At 61.5% G+C, this 23119-nt stretch carries 33 protein-coding genes; 32 read left to right on the top strand and 1 reads right to left on the bottom strand.

Annotated elements, in window-relative coordinates; all coding sequences use genetic code 11:
- Positions 1-215: 215 nt before the first annotated feature.
- The 16 genes from AB6B39_RS09785 to AB6B39_RS09710 all read left to right on the top strand — a co-directional run bounded on the left by AB6B39_RS09785 (position 216) and on the right by AB6B39_RS09710 (position 9880).
- Positions 216-509: a hypothetical protein gene (locus tag AB6B39_RS09785; RefSeq protein ID WP_284370892.1), complete on the top strand. Its 294-nt coding sequence runs from the start codon at positions 216-218 to the stop codon at positions 507-509.
- Between the two features lie 247 nt (positions 510-756).
- Entirely contained in the window at positions 757-951 is a 195-nt protein-coding gene (locus AB6B39_RS09780; protein ID WP_371398542.1) for an HNH endonuclease, read from the top strand.
- A 262-nt stretch (positions 952-1213) separates the two neighbouring features.
- Positions 1214-1696: an HNH endonuclease gene (locus AB6B39_RS09775; protein WP_371398541.1), complete on the top strand. Its 483-nt coding sequence runs from the start codon at positions 1214-1216 to the stop codon at positions 1694-1696.
- Positions 1697-1790: 94 nt separating this feature from the next.
- Positions 1791-2252: a hypothetical protein gene (locus tag AB6B39_RS09770; RefSeq protein ID WP_284370894.1), complete on the top strand. Its 462-nt coding sequence runs from the start codon at positions 1791-1793 to the stop codon at positions 2250-2252.
- Positions 2252-3772 (top strand): terminase large subunit, encoded by a 1521-nt coding sequence (locus AB6B39_RS09765; protein ID WP_284370896.1) that lies wholly within the window; start codon positions 2252-2254, stop codon positions 3770-3772. Before AB6B39_RS09770 ends, AB6B39_RS09765 begins: the two co-directional genes overlap by 1 nt.
- A complete protein-coding gene (locus tag AB6B39_RS09760; protein WP_284370897.1) occupies positions 3769-4983 on the top strand; it encodes a phage portal protein in 1215 nt (404 codons plus the stop codon). Before AB6B39_RS09765 ends, AB6B39_RS09760 begins: the two co-directional genes overlap by 4 nt.
- Positions 4980-5648 (top strand): HK97 family phage prohead protease, encoded by a 669-nt coding sequence (locus AB6B39_RS09755; protein WP_284370900.1) that lies wholly within the window; start codon positions 4980-4982, stop codon positions 5646-5648. Before AB6B39_RS09760 ends, AB6B39_RS09755 begins: the two co-directional genes overlap by 4 nt.
- A 37-nt stretch (positions 5649-5685) precedes the next feature.
- The gene (locus AB6B39_RS09750) at positions 5686-6900 is read left to right on the top strand and encodes a phage major capsid protein (protein WP_284370902.1); all 1215 of its coding nucleotides are present in this window, start codon (positions 5686-5688) and stop codon (positions 6898-6900) included.
- A 61-nt stretch (positions 6901-6961) separates the two neighbouring features.
- Positions 6962-7144: a hypothetical protein gene (locus AB6B39_RS09745; RefSeq protein ID WP_284370904.1), complete on the top strand. Its 183-nt coding sequence runs from the start codon at positions 6962-6964 to the stop codon at positions 7142-7144.
- A gap of 1 nt (position 7145) precedes the next feature.
- The gene (locus AB6B39_RS09740) at positions 7146-7430 is read left to right on the top strand and encodes a head-tail connector protein (RefSeq protein ID WP_284370906.1); all 285 of its coding nucleotides are present in this window, start codon (positions 7146-7148) and stop codon (positions 7428-7430) included.
- 28 nt (positions 7431-7458) lie between these two features.
- Complete coding sequence (locus tag AB6B39_RS09735; RefSeq protein ID WP_284370908.1) at positions 7459-7764, top strand: head-tail adaptor protein; 306 nt, start codon at positions 7459-7461, stop codon at positions 7762-7764.
- Between the two features lie 120 nt (positions 7765-7884).
- Positions 7885-8310: an HK97-gp10 family putative phage morphogenesis protein gene (locus AB6B39_RS09730; RefSeq protein ID WP_284370909.1), complete on the top strand. Its 426-nt coding sequence runs from the start codon at positions 7885-7887 to the stop codon at positions 8308-8310.
- A gap of 1 nt (position 8311) precedes the next feature.
- Entirely contained in the window at positions 8312-8728 is a 417-nt protein-coding gene (locus AB6B39_RS09725) for a DUF3168 domain-containing protein (RefSeq protein ID WP_284370911.1), read from the top strand.
- Positions 8729-8737: 9 nt separating this feature from the next.
- Positions 8738-9166, top strand: coding sequence for a phage tail tube protein (locus AB6B39_RS09720; protein ID WP_284370916.1), 429 nt, complete (start codon positions 8738-8740; stop codon positions 9164-9166).
- A 4-nt stretch (positions 9167-9170) separates the two neighbouring features.
- Entirely contained in the window at positions 9171-9581 is a 411-nt protein-coding gene (locus tag AB6B39_RS09715; RefSeq protein WP_284370918.1) for a hypothetical protein, read from the top strand.
- Positions 9582-9595: 14 nt separating this feature from the next.
- A complete protein-coding gene (locus AB6B39_RS09710) occupies positions 9596-9880 on the top strand; it encodes a hypothetical protein (protein ID WP_284370920.1) in 285 nt (94 codons plus the stop codon).
- A gap of 18 nt (positions 9881-9898) precedes the next feature.
- Here AB6B39_RS09710 and AB6B39_RS09705 read toward each other — a convergent pair whose 3' ends face one another.
- Positions 9899-10357 carry a hypothetical protein gene (locus tag AB6B39_RS09705; protein ID WP_284370922.1) on the bottom strand — a complete coding sequence of 153 codons (459 nt, stop codon included), beginning with the start codon at positions 10355-10357 and terminating at the stop codon, positions 9899-9901.
- A gap of 80 nt (positions 10358-10437) precedes the next feature.
- Between AB6B39_RS09705 and AB6B39_RS09700 the strand changes: the two genes are divergently transcribed.
- From AB6B39_RS09700 to AB6B39_RS09625, 16 genes are all read left to right on the top strand, one after another.
- Complete coding sequence (locus AB6B39_RS09700) at positions 10438-12735, top strand: phage tail length tape measure family protein (protein WP_284370924.1); 2298 nt, start codon at positions 10438-10440, stop codon at positions 12733-12735.
- On the top strand, positions 12732-13325 hold the full coding sequence (locus AB6B39_RS09695) for a hypothetical protein (protein ID WP_284370926.1): 594 nt from the start codon (positions 12732-12734) through the stop codon (positions 13323-13325). Before AB6B39_RS09700 ends, AB6B39_RS09695 begins: the two co-directional genes overlap by 4 nt.
- A complete protein-coding gene (locus AB6B39_RS09690) occupies positions 13322-13930 on the top strand; it encodes a hypothetical protein (RefSeq protein ID WP_284370928.1) in 609 nt (202 codons plus the stop codon). Before AB6B39_RS09695 ends, AB6B39_RS09690 begins: the two co-directional genes overlap by 4 nt.
- The gene (locus AB6B39_RS09685; RefSeq protein WP_284370934.1) at positions 13927-14337 is read left to right on the top strand and encodes a DUF6950 family protein; all 411 of its coding nucleotides are present in this window, start codon (positions 13927-13929) and stop codon (positions 14335-14337) included. Before AB6B39_RS09690 ends, AB6B39_RS09685 begins: the two co-directional genes overlap by 4 nt.
- A gap of 17 nt (positions 14338-14354) precedes the next feature.
- On the top strand, positions 14355-16292 hold the full coding sequence (locus AB6B39_RS09680) for a hypothetical protein (protein ID WP_371398540.1): 1938 nt from the start codon (positions 14355-14357) through the stop codon (positions 16290-16292).
- 16 nt (positions 16293-16308) lie between these two features.
- Positions 16309-16755: a hypothetical protein gene (locus AB6B39_RS09675; RefSeq protein WP_284370938.1), complete on the top strand. Its 447-nt coding sequence runs from the start codon at positions 16309-16311 to the stop codon at positions 16753-16755.
- A gap of 10 nt (positions 16756-16765) precedes the next feature.
- On the top strand, positions 16766-18922 hold the full coding sequence (locus AB6B39_RS09670; protein WP_284370940.1) for a hypothetical protein: 2157 nt from the start codon (positions 16766-16768) through the stop codon (positions 18920-18922).
- Positions 18919-19182 (top strand): hypothetical protein, encoded by a 264-nt coding sequence (locus tag AB6B39_RS09665; RefSeq protein WP_284370942.1) that lies wholly within the window; start codon positions 18919-18921, stop codon positions 19180-19182. Before AB6B39_RS09670 ends, AB6B39_RS09665 begins: the two co-directional genes overlap by 4 nt.
- On the top strand, positions 19179-19373 hold the full coding sequence (locus AB6B39_RS09660) for a hypothetical protein (protein ID WP_284370943.1): 195 nt from the start codon (positions 19179-19181) through the stop codon (positions 19371-19373). The genes AB6B39_RS09665 and AB6B39_RS09660 overlap by 4 nt, the downstream gene beginning before the upstream one ends.
- On the top strand, positions 19366-19533 hold the full coding sequence (locus AB6B39_RS09655; protein ID WP_284370945.1) for a hypothetical protein: 168 nt from the start codon (positions 19366-19368) through the stop codon (positions 19531-19533). The genes AB6B39_RS09660 and AB6B39_RS09655 overlap by 8 nt, the downstream gene beginning before the upstream one ends.
- Positions 19530-19973 (top strand): hypothetical protein, encoded by a 444-nt coding sequence (locus AB6B39_RS09650; RefSeq protein WP_284370947.1) that lies wholly within the window; start codon positions 19530-19532, stop codon positions 19971-19973. The genes AB6B39_RS09655 and AB6B39_RS09650 overlap by 4 nt, the downstream gene beginning before the upstream one ends.
- Positions 19970-20203, top strand: coding sequence for a hypothetical protein (locus tag AB6B39_RS09645; RefSeq protein WP_284370949.1), 234 nt, complete (start codon positions 19970-19972; stop codon positions 20201-20203). The genes AB6B39_RS09650 and AB6B39_RS09645 overlap by 4 nt, the downstream gene beginning before the upstream one ends.
- A gap of 125 nt (positions 20204-20328) precedes the next feature.
- Positions 20329-20769, top strand: a complete 441-nt coding sequence (locus AB6B39_RS09640) for an N-acetylmuramoyl-L-alanine amidase (RefSeq protein ID WP_284370951.1) — start codon at positions 20329-20331, stop codon at positions 20767-20769.
- A gap of 76 nt (positions 20770-20845) precedes the next feature.
- A complete protein-coding gene (locus AB6B39_RS09635; protein ID WP_284370953.1) occupies positions 20846-21385 on the top strand; it encodes a hypothetical protein in 540 nt (179 codons plus the stop codon).
- Positions 21386-21754: 369 nt separating this feature from the next.
- Complete coding sequence (locus tag AB6B39_RS09630) at positions 21755-21976, top strand: hypothetical protein (protein ID WP_284370955.1); 222 nt, start codon at positions 21755-21757, stop codon at positions 21974-21976.
- 217 nt (positions 21977-22193) lie between these two features.
- A complete protein-coding gene (locus AB6B39_RS09625) occupies positions 22194-22691 on the top strand; it encodes a Panacea domain-containing protein (protein ID WP_371398539.1) in 498 nt (165 codons plus the stop codon).
- The last annotated feature ends 428 nt before the right edge of the window (positions 22692-23119 follow it).

Genomic DNA, 23119 nt, shown 5'->3' with positions numbered 1-23119 from the left:
GGTGCGCCCGATCACAGGACCCGCCTTATTGATTCACGGGGCAGTAGGGCGAAGAGTGAAATCTTCACCGGGCTTGCTTGATTACCAAGTACCGTTGCGGCACCCAATCGCAAGGCCCCGCCAATCCTAGCATCTGGACGCTGGCCCGCTTCCTAATCATCGCCACTGATGGCCCCTGCGCTTCTATGCGTGGGCTTTTTCGTATGGAGACATGTATGACATTAGACACAGCAACATCGTGCCAACCAACGACCTGTCCGGCACCTGCAAAGGAATTAATGGACAGGCTGGATCAACTTTGCCGGCGCCTTAGTGACATCGGTGAGCGCACGAAAGACATTGCTGAAGTCATCGACCCTTACTCTACGCGAGGCGACGACGGATTAGCTACATCTGGAGATGGTTATTTTGGGGAAGCTCTCTGTTTGGTCGACCGGGCTGAATATCTTCTGGATCGCACGCAGGAGAACATCGCTGTCGTATCAACGACATTCGGCATCGGCATCTGACATGCCTTTAACGCCTAGTCCGGCCCGCATAGGGCGCGTGACGCTTAAAGGCGTCTGACTGGCAAAGCGCACAGAAGCGCGTCAATCTGGTCAGTCCGGCTGCGCTCGTTGTTGGCGTGAAGACGGGTTAGTCGATCATTGTTGATACAGTGGTAGAACAGTGAACAAGAATGGCACTCCAAGAAAGCGAGGCCGCGCAGGCTGCAGGGACAGGGAGCGTAGGCGCAGGCTCCATCCGCTGTGCTGCATGTGCGAAGCGCTAGGGCGGGTGACGCCGACCGAGCACATCGATCACATCATCCCACTATCCAAGGGCGGGCCGGACACGGATGGGAACACCTCCGGATTATGCGAGTCCTGCCATAAGCAGAAAACGCGAAAGGACATGGGGCAACAGGAAAAACCGACCTTCGGGGCGGACGGATACCCCGTTGAATTGTAAAGAAAACGGGCTGAATGGGACGGCAATCCCAGACAGCCCTAACCGATAACGAACATGGAGCGTTCGATATGGCTGAAGGCCAATTAGACCCAACGCGCGCACGGCGCAAACCCGTTACCACGATGACATGCGATAGATGTGGTTGCGAGTACTCGGCGCGGGGGCGGAAGCGCCACGCTAAGACGCATTATTGCACGAGAGAGTGCCGTAACCCTGCCCCAATAGACCAAGCCCTAGAGCAGGAAAGGGCAACTTACCGACGATGGTCGCGAAGATCATTCACGTCCCACGCCCCGCAAAATACAAGAACTGGGCAGAAAGGGCGCGATCGCCATGCCTTGTTTGTGGAAGACCGGTTGGTGTGGAGCGGACCCGCATCTACCCGGCGAAGACATGCGGTAGCAACAAATGCCAGTCACGGCAGCAAAGGCAGCGCCCAAGCACTATCAAGGCCAGGCGCGCTGCTAAGGCTCGGAGAAGGGCATTGAAGAAGGTGGGCGAGGCAGAGCGGTTTGACCCGTTCGAGGTGTTTCACCGCGACGGGTGGCGATGCCATATATGCGGTAAGAAGACGCTCAAGTCGAAGCGTGGAACAATACATCCACGCGCGCCCGAATTGGACCACGTCATGCCACTGTCGAAAGGCGGTGAGCACACGAGAAGAAATACCGCTTGCTCATGTCGCTCCTGCAATCACGCAAAGGGCAGTGGGGTCGCAGGCGGGCAACTGCTCCTGATAGGGTAGGGGGCGGCAAAAAGGCTGGTGTCATCCGAGCGTACACCGGCGGCAGTGTCAAACGCTAACCTGAATACAGTTTCCCCGCGCGCGAGGAGGTCCGATGGCACGACGCACCGCATCCGACAGCCTGACCAGCGCGCAGCAGGTCATGGCGGCCGCACTGGAAGACATCGCTGTCCCAACGCACGAGCCGCTGTTCGACGGCGCGGAGATGTATTGGGCCGAAATCCTGAAAGCCCGCGCCAACACGGATTGGCCGGCTGAAGACCTGACCATGGCCGCCAAGCTCGCCAACACGATGTTGCTACACAAGCGCGACCAGACCGCGCTGTTCGACCAAGGTTCCACGATCATGAAGGGCGACAACCCTGCGCCGAATCCGCTCGTCGCGATCTGTCACACGCATATATCCACCATCAAGGCGATTCGGCAAGACCTTCAGATCCACGGGCGCGGCAAAAACGGCGAGGCGCGCGACGCGGGGAAGCGTCGAGGCCAGCGCCGCAAGACACAAGACGCGGCCAAGTCCGGCGGCGCTCTTTTCGCGGGTGAAAGCGACTAGTGGCGCGTCTCTCGGCTCGCGCGAAGCGGGTCATTGAGTTCGTCGAGCGATTTTGCGTCACGCCTGAGGGTAAGCACGTCGGCAAGCCGATCAGGCTTGCCCCCTTCCAAAAGAAGTTCATCGGCGAAATTTACGGATCGAAACGCCGCGCCCGTCGCGCCATCCTTTCCATCGCGCGCAAGAACGGCAAGTCGGCGCTGATCGCCTGCCTGATCCTCGTCCACCTCGTCGGGCCGGAGGCGGTTCGTAATTCGCAGATCGTTTCCGGTGCGCGCAGCCGCGACCAGGCTGCGCTAGTGTTCAACCTGGCGCGCAAGATGATCGATATGTCGCCGGAGCTTTCCGCGCGGATCGGCGTGGTGCCGTCCAGCAAGCGGCTCATAGGTCTGGCAATGAATGTGGAGTATCGCGCCTTGTCGGCTGACGCGGCTACCAACCACGGGCTTTCGCCGGTCCTCGCCATCTTCGACGAGCTGGGGCAGGTGCGCGGCCCCAATGACGACTTCGTGGAGGCCATCGAGACGGCATCGGGCGCTTATGACGACGCGCTGCAGATCACGATCAGCACGCAGGCGCGGTCCGACGCGGACATGCTGTCCATGTGGATAGACGAGGCGCGGGCGGCGAACGACAACGAGACGGTCTGCCATGTCTATGAGGCGGACGCGGACGCTGATCTGGAGTGTATGAAGGCGGCAAAGGCTGCCAATCCCGGCCTCGGTTATTTTCGCTCCGAAGTTGAATACAAGTCCGCGATGCGGCGTGCGGCGCGCAGCCCGTCATTTGAGAACAGCTTCCGGTCGCTCTACCTTAATCAGCGGATCAACAGAAACGATCCATTCGCCTCGCCTAAGGCGTGGAAAGCCGCCGCTGGCGATCCCGGTAGTCCGGAAGGACATACTGTCTACGCTGGACTTGACCTAGCCCGCACGACCGACCTGACGGCGCTGGTGCTGGCATGGCGGGCGGACGGGAAGCTTCGGGCGCACGCTCACTTCTGGATGCCGGGCGACACGATTGAAGACAGGACGAACGAGGACCGCGCGCCATATTCACTTTGGGCAGAGCAGGGTTTCATTCGCACGACGCCGGGCGCTGTGTTGGATTACGGGTTCCTCGCCCGCGACATTGCGGAGATTTGCGCCGGGCTGGATGTCGCGGCGCTTGGCTATGATCGCTGGCAGATGAAAACGCTGATGCCGGAGTTTGAGCGCGTCGGGGTGGAGTTGCCTTTCGAAGAGTTCGGGCAGGGCTTCGCGTCAATGGCGCCCGCGCTCAACGCGCTGGAGACAGACCTGATCGGCGGCACACTGGCGCACGGTGACAATCCCGTGCTGAACATGTGCGCCTTCAACGCGGTCGTGACGATGGACCCGGCAGGCAACCGCAAGTTGGACAAGGCGAAAAGCAGCGGTCGCATCGACGGCATGGTGGCTTTGACAATTGCGCGCGGAATGGAGGCGAAGGGTATGGAAACACACTTCAACGCCGACGATTGGATCACGGCGCTCGCCGGATGAATATTCTCAAGAAGGCCGCGTCCTATTTCACGCGGGAGCTTTCGGTCGTTGACCCTGACGGTTGGCGCGATCCGCAAACACCGACGCGCGCAGGGATGGACGCTACCCCATCGGCATCGCTTGGCCTGTCGGCAACCTGGGCATGCGTAAACCTTATTGCGGGCACGATCGGCTCGCTACCCTGCATGGTCTACCGCACGGACAAGACAGGGGTTCGCACCGTGGCGAAAGACCACTGGCTTTATTCGCTCATGCACAACTCGCCAAATTTCGACCAGACAGCCGTGGATTATTGGGAGTTCATGTCGGCGTCCATAGAGCTGCACGGCGACGGATACGCTGAGAAGGTGCGCGGCGCAGAGGGCGCAATCGTTGCGCTGGAGCCGCTCCGACCCGACACAATGGGGAAGCGCCGCCTCGACAATGGCGACATCGAGTATCGGTGGACCCATGATGGTCGGCAGCGTGTCGAGACGCAGGATAACGTTTTGCATATCCGGGGGCCTTTTGGCGGTCCTCTGGGCGGAGCTTCCACTCTGGCGGTCTGCCGGAATGTGTTCGGCGCGGCCATCGCGACGGATGAGGCATCGTCGCAGATGTTTGCCAAGGGCGCGCTGCCGTCCGGCGTCCTGTCCACCGACAAACCGCTGACAGCAGAACAACGAAAGACCTTGGAGGCGCTGCTTCAAGAGAAGTTTGTCGGCGCGCAGAACGCCGGGCGACCGATGCTCCTCGATAACGCTCTCAACTGGCAGCAGATCACGCTCAATCCAGAAGACGCGCAAATGCTGGAAACCCGTCAGTTCGGCGTCGAAGAAATCTGCCGCGTGTTCGGCGTTCCGCCTCACATGGTGGGACAGACGGCCAAATCCACAAGCTTCGGCACTGGCATCGAGGCTCAAACGCTCAGGTTCCAGAAGTTCACCCTTCGCCGCCGTCTGAAACGCATCGAACAGGCCTGCGAGAAGCAGCTGCTTAGCCCCGCGGATCGCGCCGCAGGGATTACCATAGAGTTCAACATTGAAGGCCTCCTGCGAGGCGACAGCAAGGCGCGCGCTGACTTCTACCGTGAAGCTCTGACTAACGGCTGGATGTCCGTTAACGAGGTCCGCACTCTGGAGAATCTCCCGCCCGTCGAGGGTGGAAACGTCAACCGCGTGCAGATGCAGAACGTGCCGCTGATCGAAGCGGGTGCTGAGGATCAACCATGACACAGACAAAGCACGGCCGCGCGGTTCTTCGCGTCAAAGCGAATGGCGAGCCTGGCGAGTTTTCCGGCTACGGCTCTATCTTCGGCAACGTGGACAGCTACCGCGATGTCGTCATGCCAGGCGCGTTTACCAAGTCCATCGCACGCCACAAGGAGGCCGGCACACGGCCGAAGATGTTCTGGCAACATGACCCGGGCCAGCCCATCGGTTCATGGACCAGCTTTGAGGAGGACGAGACCGGACTCCTGATGTCCGGCAAGCTGAACATGGATGTGCAACGCGGCGCGGAAGCCTACGCACTTCTGAAGGCCGGTGACATTGACGGCATGTCTATCGGGTACTGGGAGATCGAGACCGAGCGGGACGATGATGGAAACACGTTGAAGCTCACGGAGCTGGATCTTGTCGAGGTGTCCGTTGTGTCCATTGGCGCGAACGACAAGGCGCTGGTGTCCGCAGTGAAGGCTGAGGAGGCCAAGACCAATTTTATTGCGCGGGTGAAGGCTGGGGACCAGCCGTCCATTCGCGAAGCCGAGCGATTTCTGCGGGATGCAGCGTCGCTCTCCAAGTCCGAGGCAGAGGCCGTTGTGCGCGGCATCGTCGGCATCCGTCCGGGGGACCCGGACTCCACCAAGCGCGCGTTTTGGGAAGCCCTGACGCGCTGATCCCACGGGTTCGTCCCCATCGACACAGGAGTCTATCATGACCTCGAAAACCGACGATAAAACCGTCGAGCAGCTCGCTGCCGACACTAAGGCCGCGTTCGACAAAAGCCTGAACGAGGTCAAAGCCATCGCGGAAGATGCTTTGGGTAAAGCCAAGGCCAGCGAGGCGCTGACGGCGGGTCAGAAACAAGCCGCCGACGAAGCCCTTACGAAGCTAAACGAGCTTTCGGCGCAGGTGAAGGAGCACAGCCAACGGATGGCTCGCAAGGGCAGCGATGACGAAGACGCCGCGCTTAGCCCCGGCGAACAGTTCGTCAAGTCCGACGCGTTCAAGAGCGCCTTCGGCGGCAACGTCCAGCAAGGCCGTAACGCCTCCTTCGGTCTGAAAGCGATCACCTCGCTGACGACCGACGAGGACGGCTCCGCTGGCGACCTGATCCGCACGCAGCGCGTCCAGTCGCGTATGCCGACCCTGCCGGATCGCCGGATGACCATTCGCGATCTGCTCGCACCGGGTCAGACCAACTCCAACGGCATCGAGTATGTCCAGGAGACGGGTTTTACCAACAATGCGGGCATGGTCGCAGAGGGCACGTTGAAGCCCGAGTCGTCCATCAAGTTCGACCTGAAGACCGCACCGGTTCGCAAGATTGCGCACTGGATGCTGGCGTCCTCTGAGGTGCTGGCTGATGCGGCTGGCCTCCGCTCCATGATCGACTACCGCCTTCGCTACGGCTTGGAGTATGTCGAGGAGGCGCAGCTGCTGAACGGAGACGGCACCGGGCAGAACCTGCTCGGCCTGATCCCGCAGGCCACGGCGTTCGCCCCGGAGTTCGCGCCCGCTGCCAAGACGCAGATCGATGATGTTCGTCTCGCAATGCTGCAGGCCGCCCTCGCGGAGTATCCGGCCAGCGGAACGGTGATGAACCCCATCGACTGGGCGCGGATCGAAACCACCAAGGACACGGACGGCCGCTACATCATCGGCAATCCGCAGGGCACGGCGACGCCGACGCTCTGGAGCCTGCCGGTTGTGGCGACGCAAGCCATCAGCGTGGACAAGTTCCTGGTGGGCGCATTCGCTCAAGGCGCTCAGGTGTTCGACCGCATGGACGCGACGATCATGGTTTCGACGGAAGATGGCGACAACTTCCGCAAAAACATGGTGACGATCCTCGCCGAGGAGCGCCTCGCCATGACGGTCTATCGTCCCGAGGCCTTCGTCTACGGCGACTTCGGCAACGTGGCCTAGTCGGCAACCCAGAACACTTGCGGCGGGGTTCCGGCCCCGCCGCACCTATTGGAGGATGAAAATGGCAAACCAGACATTTGAAGTGAAGCGCGCGCACATCGGCGATAGGGCATACGCCGCTGGTGAAGAGCGCAGCGCGAACCCGGCGGAAGTCTCGCATCTAGTGCCGCAGACGCTGGTGCTGAAGCGGGCGGCGAAGCCCAAGAACAAGGCCGCAAAGGCGGCGAAGAACAAGGCCTCATAAGGTGCCTTCCCTCGCCGAAGCAAAGGCGCACCTTCGCGTCGATCACGATGATGACGACGCGCTGATCGGGACATACCTGTCCGCCGCCCAAGGCCACGTGGAGGCGCACGTTTCTACGGCCTTTGCGGATTTTGATGAAGTTCCTCCGGCGTTGTTCTCCGCAACTCTGCTCATGCTCGGCCATTTGTATGAAAACCGTGAAGCGGCGACTTCCGGAAAGGTGCCGTCCATCCTGCCTCTCGGGGTCGAGGCGCTCTGCGCACCCCATCGCGCCCAGCTGGTCTAACATGGACATCGGAGCGCTAGACCGCCGCGTGACGATCCAGACACTGACGGCCACGGAGGACGCGTTAGGCACGCCTGTGGAGACGTGGAGCGACGCGCAGACCCTATCCGCCGCCGTGTCCTACGGCACAGCCTCTGAGCGCCGTGCGGCTGCGCAGGAGCAAAGCGCGCTGCCCGCGACGTTCACGGTCCGGTCCAGCACATTCACCCGTGGGCTGACGCCCGGCAACTGCCGTCTGGTTCTGGACGGCCTCACCTATGACGTGGAGGGCATCGCGCCGGGCATTGAGCGCCGGACGTGGATCGCCCTGACCGCAATTGCGAGGACATCGTGAAGGTCAAAACGCTTCGCCCACACGCCAATGGCTACGGCCATCCGTTCAACAAGCGCAAGGGGTCGATCTACGTCCATCCCGCGCCCGAAAGCCTCATCCGGCAGAAAGTGGTGGAGCCTTATGCTGAGCGTGAAACTCGAAGGCGCAAGGGATCTGGAAAAGGCGCTGCTCGGCCTCAAGACGGCGACGGCAAAGCGGGTGACGCGAAAGGTCATGAAGGAAGCGATGGAGCCGGTACGGGCGAAGGCTGAACAGCTTGCGCCGACCGACACGGGCGATCTGGCGATTGCTGTATCCATCTCGTCCAAGGCTAGGAAGCGTCGCGCCCCACCCGGCACGGTCGAAATCTACATGGGCGTGGAAACGGGACAGGGGCAGGTCGGCTCCAACCAGGAGTTCGGGAACGTGAACCATGCCGCGCAGCCCTTCATGCGGCCCGCGTGGAATCCCATGCGCTACCAAGTGCTGGACGTTTTTGGAGGGCGGATGATGGAAGAAGTCGAGAAGTCCGCCCGTCGCGCCGCCAAACGGGCTGCGAAGCGGTAGGATGTTCCAAGCCGATCTGGTCGCGCGCCTGCGGGCCGACGCGACGCTGACAAGCCAGCTTGGCACAAGCGGGGGCAACCCTGCCATCAACTGGCTGGAGCGCCCGTCCAAGGCGTCCCTGCCGAGCGTGACGCTCTCCGAGGTGTCGAGCGCGCCGACCTACATTCAGGGAGGACGCCTCGCCAGCACAGAGGCCACGGTCCAGCTGGACGTATGGGCGACCACGCCACTGGCAACCATCGCTGCGCTGGATCGCGTCGTCGCTGTCTTGGAAACCGAAGCCGAGCATGGATCGACCTTCTTCTTCCGTGGCTTCGTCACATCCGGTCCGCGCTCCATGCGTGCCGAGGACATTCCGGGGGGAATGCGCGTTCACCGCCGCACCGCCGACATCACTTTTACCCACAAGCCAGCTTAGGAGATTATCATGGCTTCAAACATCGCGTGCTCCGAAGAGCTGCATATCGAGAACGCCTCTGCCGCTCTCACAAAACTCGCGGGCCTTAAATCCGTCAACAAGCCATCCATCAGCGTCGCCACGGTCGATGTGACCACTCACGACGATGGCTGCGTTGAAAACACCCGGCCCGGCCTCATGTCGCTGGGCGACATCAGCGGCACGATCGAGGAAGTTGCTGGCGGTCCTGCTTCGACACTGCTGGCCGAAATGGCGACAAGCAAGGCTATCCGTGGCTGCAAGATCGTTTACGGCGAGACGGGCGGGCGCAAGGAAGTGTCGTTCAACGCCTTCGTGACAGAGTTGTCCTACGGCGATGCGTCCGAGCCGGGCGCGAATGTCCAGGTCAGCTTCACGCTGAAGCCGACAACGCGCGAAACCATCGCGGACCCGGCGTAAGCTGATGCGCCCTAATCAGGTCAAGGTCGGCGACTACACGCTGACCGTCAGCATGGCGACGCTCTACGGAGCGGACCGCGCTCTGGAGAAGGCGGATCGTCCCGGCGTCCTGTCCATCTTCGCCGACGTGATCGAAGCGCTGCAGGATCAAGACGGCGGCTTGACCATGGCAGGCGTCGCATCGGCGCTGCGCGTGGTGTCCGTCCCCGTCATGGTGACGGTGCTGACGGAGTTCCTTCGCCCGGTCCACAACATGACCGAGAAGAAGGCACTGGACGGCCCGCTATCCGAAGGCCTGCCTACGGAGTGGATTGTCGGCCTGTTTAACGCGCTCATGTCCAACGCGCCTCAGTCCGGTGACGTGGAGAGGGGTGAGGCTGACAAGGAGACGGAGGGAAACGCCCAAGCGGACTGAGTCGCTACTACCGAATGCTGGCCGACTGGACCTATGCGGGCCAGCCGGTCGATGCGTTTTGGGCGCTCAGCCCGCGTGAATACCATGCCTGCATCGGCGGCTTCGTCCAGCGCAGGCGCGACGACTTCAATATGGCGATCCGGCAGGCGCACACCACGGCGGTGCTGGGCCGGACGGAGAAGATCGGCCCTGTCGATGATTATCTGATCGGGGAGGCAGGTAAGGCGCGGTCCGACCAGGTTCCAGCCGGGGAAGGCTTGGCGGCGTGGGCTGCGGTGCTGGAAGGGCTGGGGCGTTAGGTGAGCGCCCCGCCTAAGCTATACCGCGTCCCGCTCGATGCGGTCGAGAAGCGCCTCTTCCAACGTGCCGTTGGAGTTGCAAGTTTCGACGGCAGACGAGCCATAAGCCCCGCTCTGCCGCATGGAGTAGGACGTGTTGACCTGAACGCTTGTCGTGTTGTCATCGACAGGCCGCACGAACACATTCACGTCGATCTGCCCAACGTCGTTCGTCATCATGAAGGCGGATGCGCAGTCAGCGAATGTTTTCATCGCGCCCGGCGTATATCGCTCATTTTTCGCGACAATAATTCCGGAATCCTTCTCAAGCGTGGCGATCGGGATGTTGTTCTCCGCGAAATAGGAAATGACTGACTCCCAGGTTCGGTCGAACGTGGCGTCTACGGATCGGCTATTATCGAAGTTGTAGGTCTGGGGTGTCGTCGCGCACCCAGCCACGACCAGTGCGGCCGCCGCAAGCATAAGAGCAGTTTTCATAGTGTCCTCCTGATTGAGGCATCTGCTTAACGGCATTCAACTGATTTAATCAAGATCATCGAAGTTATCGGGAGGAGAGTATGGCCCAAGCCCTAATCGGCGCGCTCCGTGTCGATTTAGCCCTTCGAACAGCCGCCTTCGAGAAGGGCGTGACGGAGGCCCAAAAGCGCATTCGCGCCCTTGACCGCACGATGAAGCGGGTCGGGCGTCGCCTGCAAAGCGCTGGCCGCGCCATGAGCATCGGGATCACGGCACCGATGGCAGCTATCGGCGTATCTGCCACAAACACGGCTATTCAATACCGAGAAGCCGCCGCGCAGGTGGAGCAAGGCTTGAAGACGATGGGTGATGCGTCCGGGAAGACGCTGGCGGGGCTGAAAGCCGACGCTGTAGCGCTGGAAAACACGTCGTTATTCACTCAGCAGGACATCTTGCAGACCGTCACCGCGAATATGCTGACCTTCGGCAATATTAGCGGGGAAGCATTCGACCGTGCGCAACAATCCGCCCTCGACCTGTCCCAGCGCCTTGGACAAGACCTGAAAAGCTCCACGATACAGATCGGCAAGGCTTTGAACGATCCCATTCGGGGCGTGACAGCACTTAGTCGCGTCGGGGTGCAATTCACCGACCAGCAGCGCGACATGATCAAGTCCATGGTGGAAGCCGGGAACACGGCTGGCGCACAGGCTATGATACTGAGTGAGCTTGAAAAGCAGTATGCCGGATCAGCGCAAGCCGCTCAGGACGCCGCGCCGGGCGACGAGATCCAGGACGCCTGGAACAGGTTTAAACTGATACTTGGCGAAATTGTCCTGCAATACCTTCCGCCCATCACAGATGCGCTCGCTAGGATGATCGACAAGTTCAACGAGATGACACCGGCGACGCAGAAAACGGTGCTAGTATTGGGTGGCCTCGCGGCCGCTATCGGGCCGATCCTGATTGCACTAGGCGCGTTGACCGCTGCGTTCACGACCCTCATGGCTGTAGCTGGTCCTTTAGCAATTCTAACAGGCGGCGTTCTCGCCCTGAAGGCTGCCTTCGATCTCATCGCACCGTTTTGGCAAAACGCTCGCCTCTCCCACGAAGCGCTAAACGCGGTCCTTAATCAAGGCGTCAACGCCCGCCGGGAGCTGCAGGCTGCGACGCTGGACAATGTGGAGGGGGCAAAAGCGGCTGCACGGGCGGCTATCACAGAAGCCGAGGCATCGCTGAAAGCCGCTGATGCGCAACGCGAGCGGGCAAGGACAGCGGCGAAGACCGCTAAGCTGCTGGGCGGCGTCAGTCCTGCGATGCAAGCCCTACATCGCAAGTTCATCATCGATGCCGCCGAGCAATCGCAGACGATCAACCGCCTGCGCGACTCCATCGCCTCGACCAAAGCCGAGATCAACAGCGCGGACGTTCGCCTTGGCATTGCGCCGACGCCTGCCGTGGCGACCACCTTGCCCACCACGACTTCCGTCCCGTCCACATCCGGCTCCACGACAACCGACGCCAAGAAAGCCGAGGTTGCTGCCCGCAAGGAAAACATCGCCGCAATCCGCGCCGAGCTAAAGGCCAAGACCGAGGCCGACCGCGCCGAGGAGGATATGCTGAACCGCCTCGCGCGCGAACAGTCCGCCCGCAACGACGCGCGCCGCTCCGTGATCGACCAGATCGCCGCCAACCACCAGCTGGCGGACGCCTACAAGATTTCCGAGACGGAAGGCCGGATCGTTGCCGAAATGCTTCGCATCCAGGCGACAGAGGCCAGCTACACTACGGAAGAACTTCGCCGCCTCGCGGAGCAGACAGTCAAGTCGTCCGACATCGCCTCAGACGCGATGGACAAGGCGCGCAAGGACGCAAAGGATTCCGGCGACGCCATGGAGGAGGCCTTCACGCGGGGGGCCAACGCATTCACGGGCCTCATTAAGGCTATTGAGTCCGGCGACATCGGATCTATCCTTTCGCAGGGCATTCAATTCCTTAGCCAGCTGTTCGGCAAAGGCCGTCAGAAAGGCTCCGCGGGAGGCCAAAATGGTGGGGGCCTGTCAGACATTATCGGCAAGTTTGCCGGAATGTTCGATAAAGGTGGCCGCATCCCTTCAGGCAAGTTCGGCATCGCAGGAGAGTTCGGGCCGGAGTTCGTTCGCGGCCCGGCTGTCGTGACGAGCCGCGAGGCGACGGCGCGGGCGCTGTCCGGCGTGGGGCGGGGGTCGTCAATGCCGCCAGTCAGGATCGCGGTCGAGGCCAACGACTATTTTGACGCGCGCGTTATCGGTCATGCGACAGGAGTCACCGACGCACGCGCACCCGCACACGCACAGGCAACACTTTCCAGCGCGAGGCGCTCCAACGCGAAGCGCGCGGCTCGCAGGGTCATGCCATGATCGTGCTGCCGGGGGGCGTGTCGCCCTCGCTCGCGACGCCCCGCGTGATCGACTATGGCGTATGGGTGCGCGGCGTGTCTGGTGGGGGCTTTTCCCGTACCGACCGCCCCGGCAACCGCCATGCCGTTCGGGTTGACCTGCCGCCGGTGCGCTCCGACCTGGCAGGCGCTGCTCTGGCATCCGACCTGCGCGCCGCCCTGACGGAAGGGCTGGAAATCCGCTGGCCGCAGGGGGCTTTCGCGTCCGCCCCAGTCGGCTCCGCCGTGGTAGACGGCTCCGACGTACAGGGCACGACTCTGAGCCTTCGTGGCGCGGTGCCCAACACGGTGATCCGCAAGGGCGCTTTCTTTTCCGTGGAGCATGGCGGCAAGGTCTATCTGCACGAATGCCGCAGCGAGACTCTGGCAAGCAGCGAAGGGCGCGCGACCATCCAGATAAGGCCGGAGCTTCGGGTGATCCTGAGCGACGGCGACGCGCTGGAGTTCGACCAGCCACGCTTCCAAGGTGTGATCGATGCTCAGGAGTGGGAGTGGACGATGCGTCTTGACCGTTTCATGGATATGTCCTTCGATCTGGTGGAAATGGCGTGAGTTACGCCGCAGCCATTGTGAAGCTCTGCGCGGTGTTGCGTATTGACCTGCCCGGCCATGCCGTTCGCTTATCCGAAGGCGGAGAAGTGGACTATGAGGGCGACCGCTACACACCAATCGACTCTGTGCTGGGTATAGTGGAGGGATTTGACGATGTGACCTCCGGCGCAGCCGATGAAGCTCCGGCCTTCGAATTGGTATGGGGTGTTCGGGACATCGCTGCCGCCGTCCTTCTGTCGACACCAGCGTCGCAGAACGCTCATGCCGAGTGGCGTGTTCTCGCTGTTGACACGGCGACCAATGCCATTCTGGCTGATGAGCCTATATTCATCGGTCGGGTGGACAGCACGGAGTTGGTCGGCGACCTGAACCAGTATTCCATGCGGATGGGTTTTACGACGGAGCTGGATCGACTCCTGAACACGGATAAGGGTAACCGACTTAACCGTTCCTTCCACCGCTCTGTCTGGCCGGGCGAGGCGGGCTTGGACTTGATGACAGGGACCACCGTGCCCGTCCCGTGGGGTGATGCGACACGAAGCTCACGTGGCGGTGGCGGGGGTGGGGGTGGTAGCGGCAATACTCGACTTGTGAGCCTCGTGTGAGCACCGCACTCCGCGCGGAGGCCGTTCAGTCCGCGCTCGACAAGTACCGCGACACGTCCTTCGAGTGGGGACGTAACGATTGCCTGCGCCTCGCCCGCACAGTTCTGGTCGGTATTGGAGCCAAGGGCCTGCCGCGCATACCACGCTATGGATCCGAGTTGACCGCCATTCGCCGTCTTAAGGAGCAAGGCCACGACACGCTGGAAAACCTTCTGGCGGAGCACTGCGTCGAGATTCCGCCGTCTATGGCGCTGCCAGGTGATCTCGGCACAATCAAAGGTGATGGCGCTTTGTCGGCCATCGTAGTCTGCGCGGGTGGGAAGTGGCTGGGTTGGCCCGCCGAAACCGCCGTTTTCGCTCCCGTCGGTCTGCGACCCGAACAACTATTCCGATGGGTCGCGCCGTGAGCATGATAGCGAAAGGGTTGTCTGACTACGCCGCCGTCAGTGCTACCATCTTGCAGTTTATTCCCGGGGGGCAGGCTTTCGCCGCCGCTCTGACTGCCGTATCGGCAGGATGGGGCGCAGTCGCAAAGTTCACTGCTGACCCGCCGCGACCACCCGCGCAAGCCGAGGATGTCATGTTTGGGGCCGACCAGCCCATGCCATATGCGCTGGGCCGTTGCCTCGTGCGCGGCCATCTGGTTCACAGCGAGGCACATGGCCGAGATCGGGAGGACGTGCCCAATCCTTGGCGCACCGATACCATTGCTCTGACCAATGCTGGGCCTGTCGTGTCCATTGACCAGCTCCTCGCCAACATGGAGCCGGTATCATTCGACACAGATGGCTGGGCTGATGGGGACTACGGCAAGTATCTGCGCGGCGATACGGTGACCGGCAACGCGCCCTCGTCTGACGTTCTGGACTGGACCGCACTCGACAGCGGCGCTCCGCCATCGTTCAATCAGTGGAGCGCTAGCCACAGACTTTCGGGTATAGCGGCGATGCAGTTCGGGATGTTGCTGGACGCAGAGGAAACACATTTCCGGTCAGGTCCGCCGGAGTTCGCCGCTGTAGGCCGCTGGACGCGGCATTACGACCCACGTCAGGACAGCACTTATCCCGGCGGGCTGGGTTCACAGCGTCGCGACGACGAGTCGACGTGGGGATATAGCGTCAACGGTGTCATCCAGGCGCTGACCTATTTTCTTGGTCGCCGCCAGAACGGCAAGGCAGTATTAGGGGCGGGCCTGCCGTGGTCCTCCATTGATGTGCCGAGCTTCGTCTCCGCGGCCAATGTCGCGGACGCCAATGGCTGGACCTGTCACGGCGTGGTTTTCGAGAATGGTGAAGATGGGGAGATCGGCAACAACGCTGCGCTGATGCTGGAAACGGCATCCGCTTGGTTCACCAATGACGGCGGAATCCTGCGGTGCCTGCAGCGCCGCCCCCTCGTCACGCTCGACACCATCCGTTCCGACGACCTTGTTGGCCCTTGGTCCATTCAGGGTATGCGCGAGTGGAGGGAGGGCATCAATACGGTCGTGCCGACCATCGTGTCCGAGTTGAATGAGTGGGCCAAAGTGCCAATCGATGCGGTGGAGGTTCCGGAGCTTGTGGCCGCGCAGAGCGAAGTCCGAAGCCGGTCCAAGACGTACACGCTCGTCACGGACCCAACGCAGGCGGCTCAACTCGCAGTACTGGACATCTATGACACTGTGGAGCTCGACCCGATTCAACTGACCGTGGGTCGGCGTTTCATACCCTTCAACGTCGGCGATGCCTTCATGACAGACTTGCCGGATCAAGGTCTTGTTGGACAAGTCGTGGTCGTGGTGAAGAAGACGATCAACCTTGCGGACGGAACAGTCACGCTGGGGCTGAAGACAGACACGACAGACAAACACGCATTCGCATTAGGCCAGACCTCGACGGCCCCGCCGCAACCTACATTGGCAACAGGCGCGGACTATGACCTAGCCACCCGCGAGATGCTGGTCGGCCCGCTGCGTAGTTCGGCCATCAGCTTAAGCTATGCGTCGGGATTTTCTTCCTCCATCACACTGACGGAGGAAGCGGACGGAACGTGGACGGCGGCTGTGCCAGCACATACGCGCATCTACGGTAACCCGTTGACCTTCCCCAGCGTGGCGGTGGATGCCACGAGCGCTACAGGTCTGGCAGCCTCGACACGCTACGCGCTTTGCTACGACGACCCGTGGATGGAAGGCGGGGCAGTGACCATTTTTCCTGTCGCCAACCCGGTCGACGCCGTGGTGAGCCAGACACACCCGCACCGACACCGCATCGCTACCGTTACGACACCGACGCCAGGTGGAACGCCGGACACCGGCCAACCCGCCCGTCCACCCGGTACTGACCCTGGCGACGACTGGGATGGCGCTGGCCAGATCCCCTAACTGAGGACCCGCATCCATGAGCACCTACAACACGCGCCTCGCGTCCACCGGGGCTGCGGCTGCAGCCCTGCGCGTTGTTCGCGCGAACGGCCTCGATCAGACCTTCTTCTTTCGCGATCTGGACGTGAACCACACCGACTTCGCAGCTCGCATCCGGCTCTACCCTGACGCACCCGGCGTGCCCCTGCTGACGCCATCATTGTCCGGCGACAACATCACGCAGACTTATGCCGAATGGATCGCGGACGAAATTCTGACGCCTGCCCATTTGCCTGAAGGCGCCGCCTTAACAGACACAGAGACGATCAGTTCGCTGACCCTTTCCGTGACGGCAGAGCAGATGAACGCACTCCCGCGCGCGACAATCCGAAGTGAGCCACTCGACCTCGCCTACGCAATCACGTTCGGACCTGACGACGCGCTGCTCGTCGGCGGGACCCTGACCATCATCGAAACCGCATAGGAGTTCGCCCGTGTCCACTCCCATCCTAATCGCTACCAAGACAGGTGGTGCGGCTGCGCTGAAGTCCGCGCAGACCGCGAGGTCCGAGGCCCAATCGGCCCGCGATGAAGCGTTGATTGCCGCCGCCACTTCTACGACAGCTTATGCGGCTACGCTGGCCGATGCGCAGGCTTCCAGTTTCACGGCTAACCTGTCCGTTAACGCAGTGGTCGTCATCCGCGCAGACGAAGGCGCGGGCGGTGGCATGACCTCGCGCATTTGGAATGGCACACAGTACACGCCTGGTCTGTCGCTGGTGGACGGCGCGGTCGCCAAGACAGCAAACCTCGCAGGCCTGCGCAACCTCACTGGCTCTGGCGCGGACACGCGGTCCATCGGCGGAGTCCAGTGGACCACGGACGGCACGACCGGCCATGCGCCGGGCGAGGACAACGGCACGGTGGTGGTGGTGGACGCGTCCGGTCGGCTTTGGCTTCGCGCGATCGACGGCGCGCCCACCGTGGAGATGTTCGGGGCCAGCATGGACTTGGCGGATAATCGGGCCGCTCTGCAAGCCGCTCTGGACTGGTCCGCACTGACGGGCCGTGAGGTCAATTTCCTCGGCAAACCCTACCCCATCACAACCGCTTATGGCGAGTTGCCGAGCTTTCAAGGCACGGGCCGGTCGGGCAGCTTCCTGTTCGGCTTGAACCTGCCTGCCGGGGCCAAGGCGCGTGACCTCCATCTGGATATTAGCGGCCTTGGCAACACGACGGACAAGGTTGGCGCGACGGGCATCCGCGCCCATGCCGCACGGCCCATCACGCAACATACGGTTCAGGCCAGTTTCAGCGGCCCTGCGGCGACGGGCTTTACGCTTCTCCCGGCTGTCGCGGCGCTGTTCTCGCCCGGCCAGAGGGGCGTGGTGCGCGGATCTGGCCCGGCCAATCTCAAGGACGCAAACAATACGGTTCAGGCCGAACAGGTCATCATCGAAGCCGTGAATGCGGACACCGGACTGATCACCGTGCGCGGCTTCATCCGTGGGAAATACACGGTCGATGGTGTCAGCAATTTCGTCGTGTTCGAGAGCATGGGCGATGATGAAGCCTATCAGCTGCTTGGCACGACGCGCGTGATCGGCGCGGGGGAGGGCTACGCACAGATTGGTATGGAATCCGGCGGTCACTTCCGGCCTTATATCGAGCGTGCTGAAAGCGTTGGCTGCGAATATACAGGGCTTTGGAGCATTCACGAATACGAGCCTGAGTTGGGGTCTGGTCACTTCGTTGATTCCGACATGGAGGGGTTGGGCTACGGCCTGGTGCATTCGGGCTGCCACTCGCCACGTGCGGGCGACGTCACCGGAGACAATTGCCGCCATCCCTATTCGGCGGGACGGTCGTCTGCGGGCTGGGAGACGTTCAACTATTCGCTGGGTAACGTCACGGGCAACAGCTGCCGGGACAGCGTGAAGGACACGCATGCCGGGGCCAGCGGGACGCATGGCAACGTCACGGGGTCCATGAAACTCGGGAATGGCGGCGATGTGGGCGTGACCTACGAAGCCGCGAACGTCAACGGCGGGGACATCCGCGTCACGGGCTGCCCCGGTTCGGTCTTGTTCGTGGATCACAAAGGCGGGGCCGATCCCGGTCGCAAGACGGTCCTGTCGCTCGGCACGGTCGAAGGCAGTCAGAGCAATTTCGGCCAGCCGCAATGGGTCATCACCAACACCGACACCAACGCCAACTCCGCGCTCTACGTGAACATCGACGCGTTGATCGGTGCAGGTGGGCGCGGCCTGTCGATTCTGGCGATCAACGGCGACATTCATGCGCAGATCGGACAGCTTGCCTTCGACCAGATCGACAGCACGGGCATCCACGGCGTCTTCTGTCAGGGATCGAACGGCTACCGGGTCTATCTGAGCATCCTGGACACCGATATCGAAATGGCGAGTGTCAGCAGCTCTGTGTCCGCGATCTACGCCATCAACTCCACCGTGCGGCTGGACGGGACAGGGCGGGTGGTCACGGCTGGCAGCGCGGCGGGGCAGGCGTTCCGGGCGGATAACTCGAAGATCATCATCGGCGAGGGCGTGACAGTGAGCGGCGACGCGACTTTCAAAATCGAAGAAACTGGAGGGACTGTCCTGCGTGAAAGCACGGCGGCGGCAACATCATGACGGATAAAACAGACTTTCAGGGATGCAGCTGCGGCGGCGCGACAGAACATGTCGTCCATTCCGGTCCTGACGGCGAGGCCGCGCTTCTGCGTTGTGCATCAGGCGGCATGTTCGTGCGCTCCGTGCATGACGCGACACCGGATGAAAAGGAGCGCCATTTCGATGCTGAGGATGACTATCTGATACCCCGAGAAAAAACCGAGGCGGCGCGGAAGGCGCGCGGTTTGGCGCTGCGGACCTATGCGGGGCCGATCGGGTGACACTCGATCTCGCTACGATCCTAGCCGGGGCGTCACCGCTAACGCTGCTGTTCGCGTGGCTCTACTGGCAGGAAAAGCAGGACCATAGAGCAACGAAGACCGCCGCTGCGACTGAGTTGTCGGCCGAGCGGTCAAAGCGCAACGAGTTGATCGACAAACTCCTATCCAAAGCGGGCATCACCGATGCTTAAGCTATTTCGCCGGAAGGTCGACAAGGAGCGTGTGGAACCCAAAGACGACCGTCGTCAGCGCGCCGCCATGCGAGCGCTCGACCTTCTCGGTCGTGACGCGGCGCAAGAGATCGCCATGGTCGAGTTCCTGAAGGCCGCCGACCGAAAGGCCAAGTCATGATTTTCCGCTTCGGGATATTCCTGGCGCTCTGGCTGGGCATTGCGTCCGTTCTGGCCCTGCTAATAACGGTGCGCAGCTACTGGCCTCGGGCGCGCCAGTTTTTCGGCCATCCCTCTACCCGTAACTTCACCGGATGGCTGACATTGGGTGTCGTCGTCGGCTTTTCGGCATGGCTGGCGGGCAACGCCTATTGGCAAGCGTGGTGGATGGCGGAGTATTTTCGGCTGCCCTTTGCAAAAGGGATGCAGGACGCGGGCGTATGGGTGAATGTCATATTCCGTAACGCCGGAGCGCTGGCAGGGGCCTACTGTTTCTTCCGCGCCTTCAAGATCGCCGCGCCGGGGCAGAAAGGCCACCAAGCCACCCTGTTCTTTGCCAAGACCCTTGGCATCGGCTGGGTGCTGGCAATGGCCGTCATGTTTGGCCCGGGGCTCCTGTGATCCGCTACGCGCTGGCCCTCACTCTCACGGCCTGCGCAACCACAGCCACTGACGTGTCCTGCACGCCGCCTGAGCGGCTGGATTGCGTCGAGCTGATGGCGCTACCGCTTGAGCATGACGGCGTGGCTGTCACCGTGCCTGTGTGCCTGCGTTACGCCCCGCCCCCTGACAATCGCATCCTGCCCGATCCGCAATGGTGGATCGCGGGCCGGGTGTGTGTGGAGATTTGAATGCGCCCGTGTGGGCCATGCGCGGCAAAGCGAGGGACCGCAACGCTATGACCGGCATCCCCTACCGACAGGCCATCCGAAACGCCTGCGCCGCCTTCCGCAAGCCACCGATACGGAGACAGCTTATGCGATTCCTGGAACCCGCCAACAGGCACATCGACCGCGTATTCATCCACTCATCCGCCACAAAAGCGAAGATGGACATTGGGCGCAAAGAGATCGACCGCTGGCATCGCGAGCGCGGCTGGTCGGGTATCGGCTACCATCTCGTCATCCGCCGTGATGGGTCCACCGAAATTGGCCGCGACGTGGACACGGCGGGCGCTCATGCGCGTGGCCATAACACCGGATCGATCGGCGTGGTCATGGTCGGCGGTCTATCAGACGATGGCGGTTCAGAGGCCAACTTCACGGGCGCACAGTTCAAGACACTTCGCCGTGTCGTGGATGAAATGATCACGACCTATCCCGGTGTAACAGTCATGGGTCATCGCAACGTTGCGCCTACCGCCTGTCCGTCCTTCGATGTCTTGCGCTGGCTTAAGACAGGCGAGGTGGAGCCATGAAAACCGCCTTCGCCGCAATCGCCATTCTTGCCGTCCTGGTCTTCGCCTTTGTCGTCACGCGCTGGGAGATGGGGCGATGACCGACCAAACGAAAAACCCGCTCGTGACGTTCTTGGCGACGAAGACGGGATGGTCAACGGCGCTCATCACGGGCGCAGTCGCAGTCGCGGGTCCGATCATCAGCTACCAGCTCACCTATCAAAAGGCCTTCACAGACGGGAAAGAGGCTTATGCCGACGCCATACGGGCCGGAACGGCGAAACTGGACGGCAGGATGGTTGAGATCATCACAGAGGCTGAGCGGCAGGCTGCACGAGACGCAGCCCTAATCGCAGGCGAGGCCGCGGGTTATCAGCGCGCACAGCAGCAATTCACGACAACATTGGAGACGATATATGCGCAACATGCGGATCAGATCGCCGGGATGTCGGCCCGGACATTCACGCAAGAGGAACGCGATTGGCGTCGCATTCCTGTTCCTGTTCCTACCCGCCTGCGCCTCGACGCAGCTCTCGCAGCCCGTGAAGGCGGTCGTCGTGGACCGGGACTGTCCGAGGTTGGAGTTGGACCCGAAACTGAAACAGATCCAGCCGATCACACCGACGCCATCGACTGAGGAAACAGGCGGGGTCGAGGACGCACTTGTCATCGTCTCAGCTGATCATGGACGCGACCGGGGGCAGTTGAAGCAGGTTGTCGCGGCTGATGACCAGCGCGCGAGAGATCAAGCAGTACTGGATGCACAGTGCGCGAAGTCCGCAGCGGATCAGGCGCGGATCATAGAGGCGGCGTCAAAAGAGACGGTGAAGGTCCGGGTTCCGTTCTGGCGGCGACTGGGGCTGTGATGCTTGGCGGGGCTAGACACCTACCTTACCCATCTAGCGACTGCCGGAGTTCATTCCCGGCCTACAACCCTTGAGACCCTACGAGAGGCCCGCCAAGCCCTATTCCCATAGCACGCTCCGCGCCGTATGTGAATGGGGTAATGTCCGAAACTCCACCCGAACTGACCCTTCTCGAGCTACAAGCCATTGCCGACCAGCTGCGCGGTAAGGCCAAGCCGGACTTGCTGACCAATGACGCGGAAAGCCGCCAGCGCGCAGAAGACATGACATCAGAAAAGACGGGCGAAGGGAACGTCCTCATATCCCGCCGCCTGCTACGGCGGTTGCTGGATTTGGCCGCGAAGGGGTTGAAGGAAAATTAGAGCCTCACCATCCTCACCCCAGGTGTGCCTCACGTGTGCTATCCTCACCTGACGGATGCGCAGAATCGCCGTGCGCAAGTTTCTTATGGAACAGGCATTTGATCGGGGCCTATATACCTAGCTAGCCAACTTCCGGGCGCAGCGATTGGCTAGCTATTGGAGTTGACACGAGTTGGGGCAGGACTCATGTCCTGCGCGTAGTGGATGTGAGCAAACGATGGCACAATCAGTAGCGATAGCCAATGAGTTCCTCAAACGACGCCCTTTCTCGCAAATGCAGTTGCAGAAGCTGGCGTTCATTGCCAACGGCTTCAATCTTGCAATCAACGGAGAGCGGCTTGTCGATGAGACCTATAAGGCGTGGGACCTAGGCCCGGTCGAGACGTATCTTCGCGATCATATCTCGCGATGGGGCTCGCAAAACATTCCGCGTCTTATCAGCGAGCGCGATCGTGGAAGTCAGTGGCTTTTTGAAAAGGATAAGCCGACTGGCGAGCCTTATCGCGCAAGATTGAGCGTTGATGAAAATGCCGTCGTAGAGCAGGTGTTTCGCAGATACGGTAGGTTGAGTGCCTTCAAACTTTCCGAACTGACCCACTTGCCGGACACACCATGGTACCGTGCGTATCAAAAAGGTCGCAACACAGACATTAGCGACGTTGATATTATAGAACATTACACAGATTTGCTTCGGAGTTCTAAAGCCACGGCATGAGCGGATTCCGTCCTGAAGACATCGGCGGTGTATCCAACGAGCCGCCCGAAACTGATTTCGACGAGTCTCAGAGCGAGTTTTATGCTGAACTGGTTGCTCAGCTTCAAACTGATCTCAGGCAGGCGCGTCCTGCCCCGCGACCGGCAGAGGCGCGGCGCAGGCGGACAGGGCGAAGGCGATGGGGATTAGGGTGCGGGTCATGCTAAGTAGGAGCCATAATCAATTAGGTCGATCTGGTCCATCTTATCGCGTCGGGTGCGCGCTGCGTTCATCTTCCGGTGCGGGAGGTCATAGACGTTGTGGCAGCGTTGGCACCAGGCGCGAAGGTTCGTGTCGTCCGAGTTGCTAGGGTCATGGTCTAAGTGTGCGATAGTGAGTACGACCTTGGAGCCTGTTTCGGGATGCGCGGCGTAGTTCTTTACGCGGCA

Origin of the sequence: Algimonas porphyrae (assembly GCF_041429795.1) — a bacterium.
Taxonomy (GTDB): Bacteria; Pseudomonadota; Alphaproteobacteria; order Caulobacterales; family Maricaulaceae; genus Litorimonas; species Litorimonas porphyrae.
This window is presented reverse-complemented; position numbering and strand designations above follow the sequence as displayed.

Bases quoted from the DNA above. Each gene is read 5' to 3' on its own strand.
- AB6B39_RS09780 (WP_371398542.1), top strand. From the start codon at position 757: ATGTGCGAAGCGCTAGGGCGGGTGACGCCGACCGAGCACATCGATCAC.
- AB6B39_RS09625 (WP_371398539.1), top strand. From the start codon at position 22,194: ATGGCACAATCAGTAGCGATAGCCAATGAGTTCCTCAAACGACGCCCT.
- AB6B39_RS09665 (WP_284370942.1), top strand. From the start codon at position 18,919: ATGACGGATAAAACAGACTTTCAGGGATGCAGCTGCGGCGGCGCGACA.
- AB6B39_RS09715 (WP_284370918.1), top strand. From the start codon at position 9,171: ATGCGCCCTAATCAGGTCAAGGTCGGCGACTACACGCTGACCGTCAGC.
- AB6B39_RS09760 (WP_284370897.1), top strand. From the start codon at position 3,769: ATGAATATTCTCAAGAAGGCCGCGTCCTATTTCACGCGGGAGCTTTCG.
- AB6B39_RS09630 (WP_284370955.1), top strand. From the start codon at position 21,755: ATGTCCGAAACTCCACCCGAACTGACCCTTCTCGAGCTACAAGCCATT.
- AB6B39_RS09755 (WP_284370900.1), top strand. From the start codon at position 4,980: ATGACACAGACAAAGCACGGCCGCGCGGTTCTTCGCGTCAAAGCGAAT.
- AB6B39_RS09700 (WP_284370924.1), top strand. From the start codon at position 10,438: ATGGCCCAAGCCCTAATCGGCGCGCTCCGTGTCGATTTAGCCCTTCGA.
- AB6B39_RS09725 (WP_284370911.1), top strand. From the start codon at position 8,312: ATGTTCCAAGCCGATCTGGTCGCGCGCCTGCGGGCCGACGCGACGCTG.
- AB6B39_RS09705 (WP_284370922.1), bottom strand. From the start codon at position 10,357: ATGAAAACTGCTCTTATGCTTGCGGCGGCCGCACTGGTCGTGGCTGGG.
- AB6B39_RS09750 (WP_284370902.1), top strand. From the start codon at position 5,686: ATGACCTCGAAAACCGACGATAAAACCGTCGAGCAGCTCGCTGCCGAC.
- AB6B39_RS09710 (WP_284370920.1), top strand. From the start codon at position 9,596: ATGCTGGCCGACTGGACCTATGCGGGCCAGCCGGTCGATGCGTTTTGG.
- AB6B39_RS09745 (WP_284370904.1), top strand. From the start codon at position 6,962: ATGGCAAACCAGACATTTGAAGTGAAGCGCGCGCACATCGGCGATAGG.
- AB6B39_RS09640 (WP_284370951.1), top strand. From the start codon at position 20,329: ATGCGATTCCTGGAACCCGCCAACAGGCACATCGACCGCGTATTCATC.
- AB6B39_RS09650 (WP_284370947.1), top strand. From the start codon at position 19,530: ATGATTTTCCGCTTCGGGATATTCCTGGCGCTCTGGCTGGGCATTGCG.
- AB6B39_RS09775 (WP_371398541.1), top strand. From the start codon at position 1,214: ATGGTCGCGAAGATCATTCACGTCCCACGCCCCGCAAAATACAAGAAC.
- AB6B39_RS09655 (WP_284370945.1), top strand. From the start codon at position 19,366: ATGCTTAAGCTATTTCGCCGGAAGGTCGACAAGGAGCGTGTGGAACCC.
- AB6B39_RS09770 (WP_284370894.1), top strand. From the start codon at position 1,791: ATGGCACGACGCACCGCATCCGACAGCCTGACCAGCGCGCAGCAGGTC.
- AB6B39_RS09730 (WP_284370909.1), top strand. From the start codon at position 7,885: ATGCTGAGCGTGAAACTCGAAGGCGCAAGGGATCTGGAAAAGGCGCTG.
- AB6B39_RS09695 (WP_284370926.1), top strand. From the start codon at position 12,732: ATGATCGTGCTGCCGGGGGGCGTGTCGCCCTCGCTCGCGACGCCCCGC.
- AB6B39_RS09675 (WP_284370938.1), top strand. From the start codon at position 16,309: ATGAGCACCTACAACACGCGCCTCGCGTCCACCGGGGCTGCGGCTGCA.
- AB6B39_RS09785 (WP_284370892.1), top strand. From the start codon at position 216: ATGACATTAGACACAGCAACATCGTGCCAACCAACGACCTGTCCGGCA.
- AB6B39_RS09720 (WP_284370916.1), top strand. From the start codon at position 8,738: ATGGCTTCAAACATCGCGTGCTCCGAAGAGCTGCATATCGAGAACGCC.
- AB6B39_RS09635 (WP_284370953.1), top strand. From the start codon at position 20,846: ATGACCGACCAAACGAAAAACCCGCTCGTGACGTTCTTGGCGACGAAG.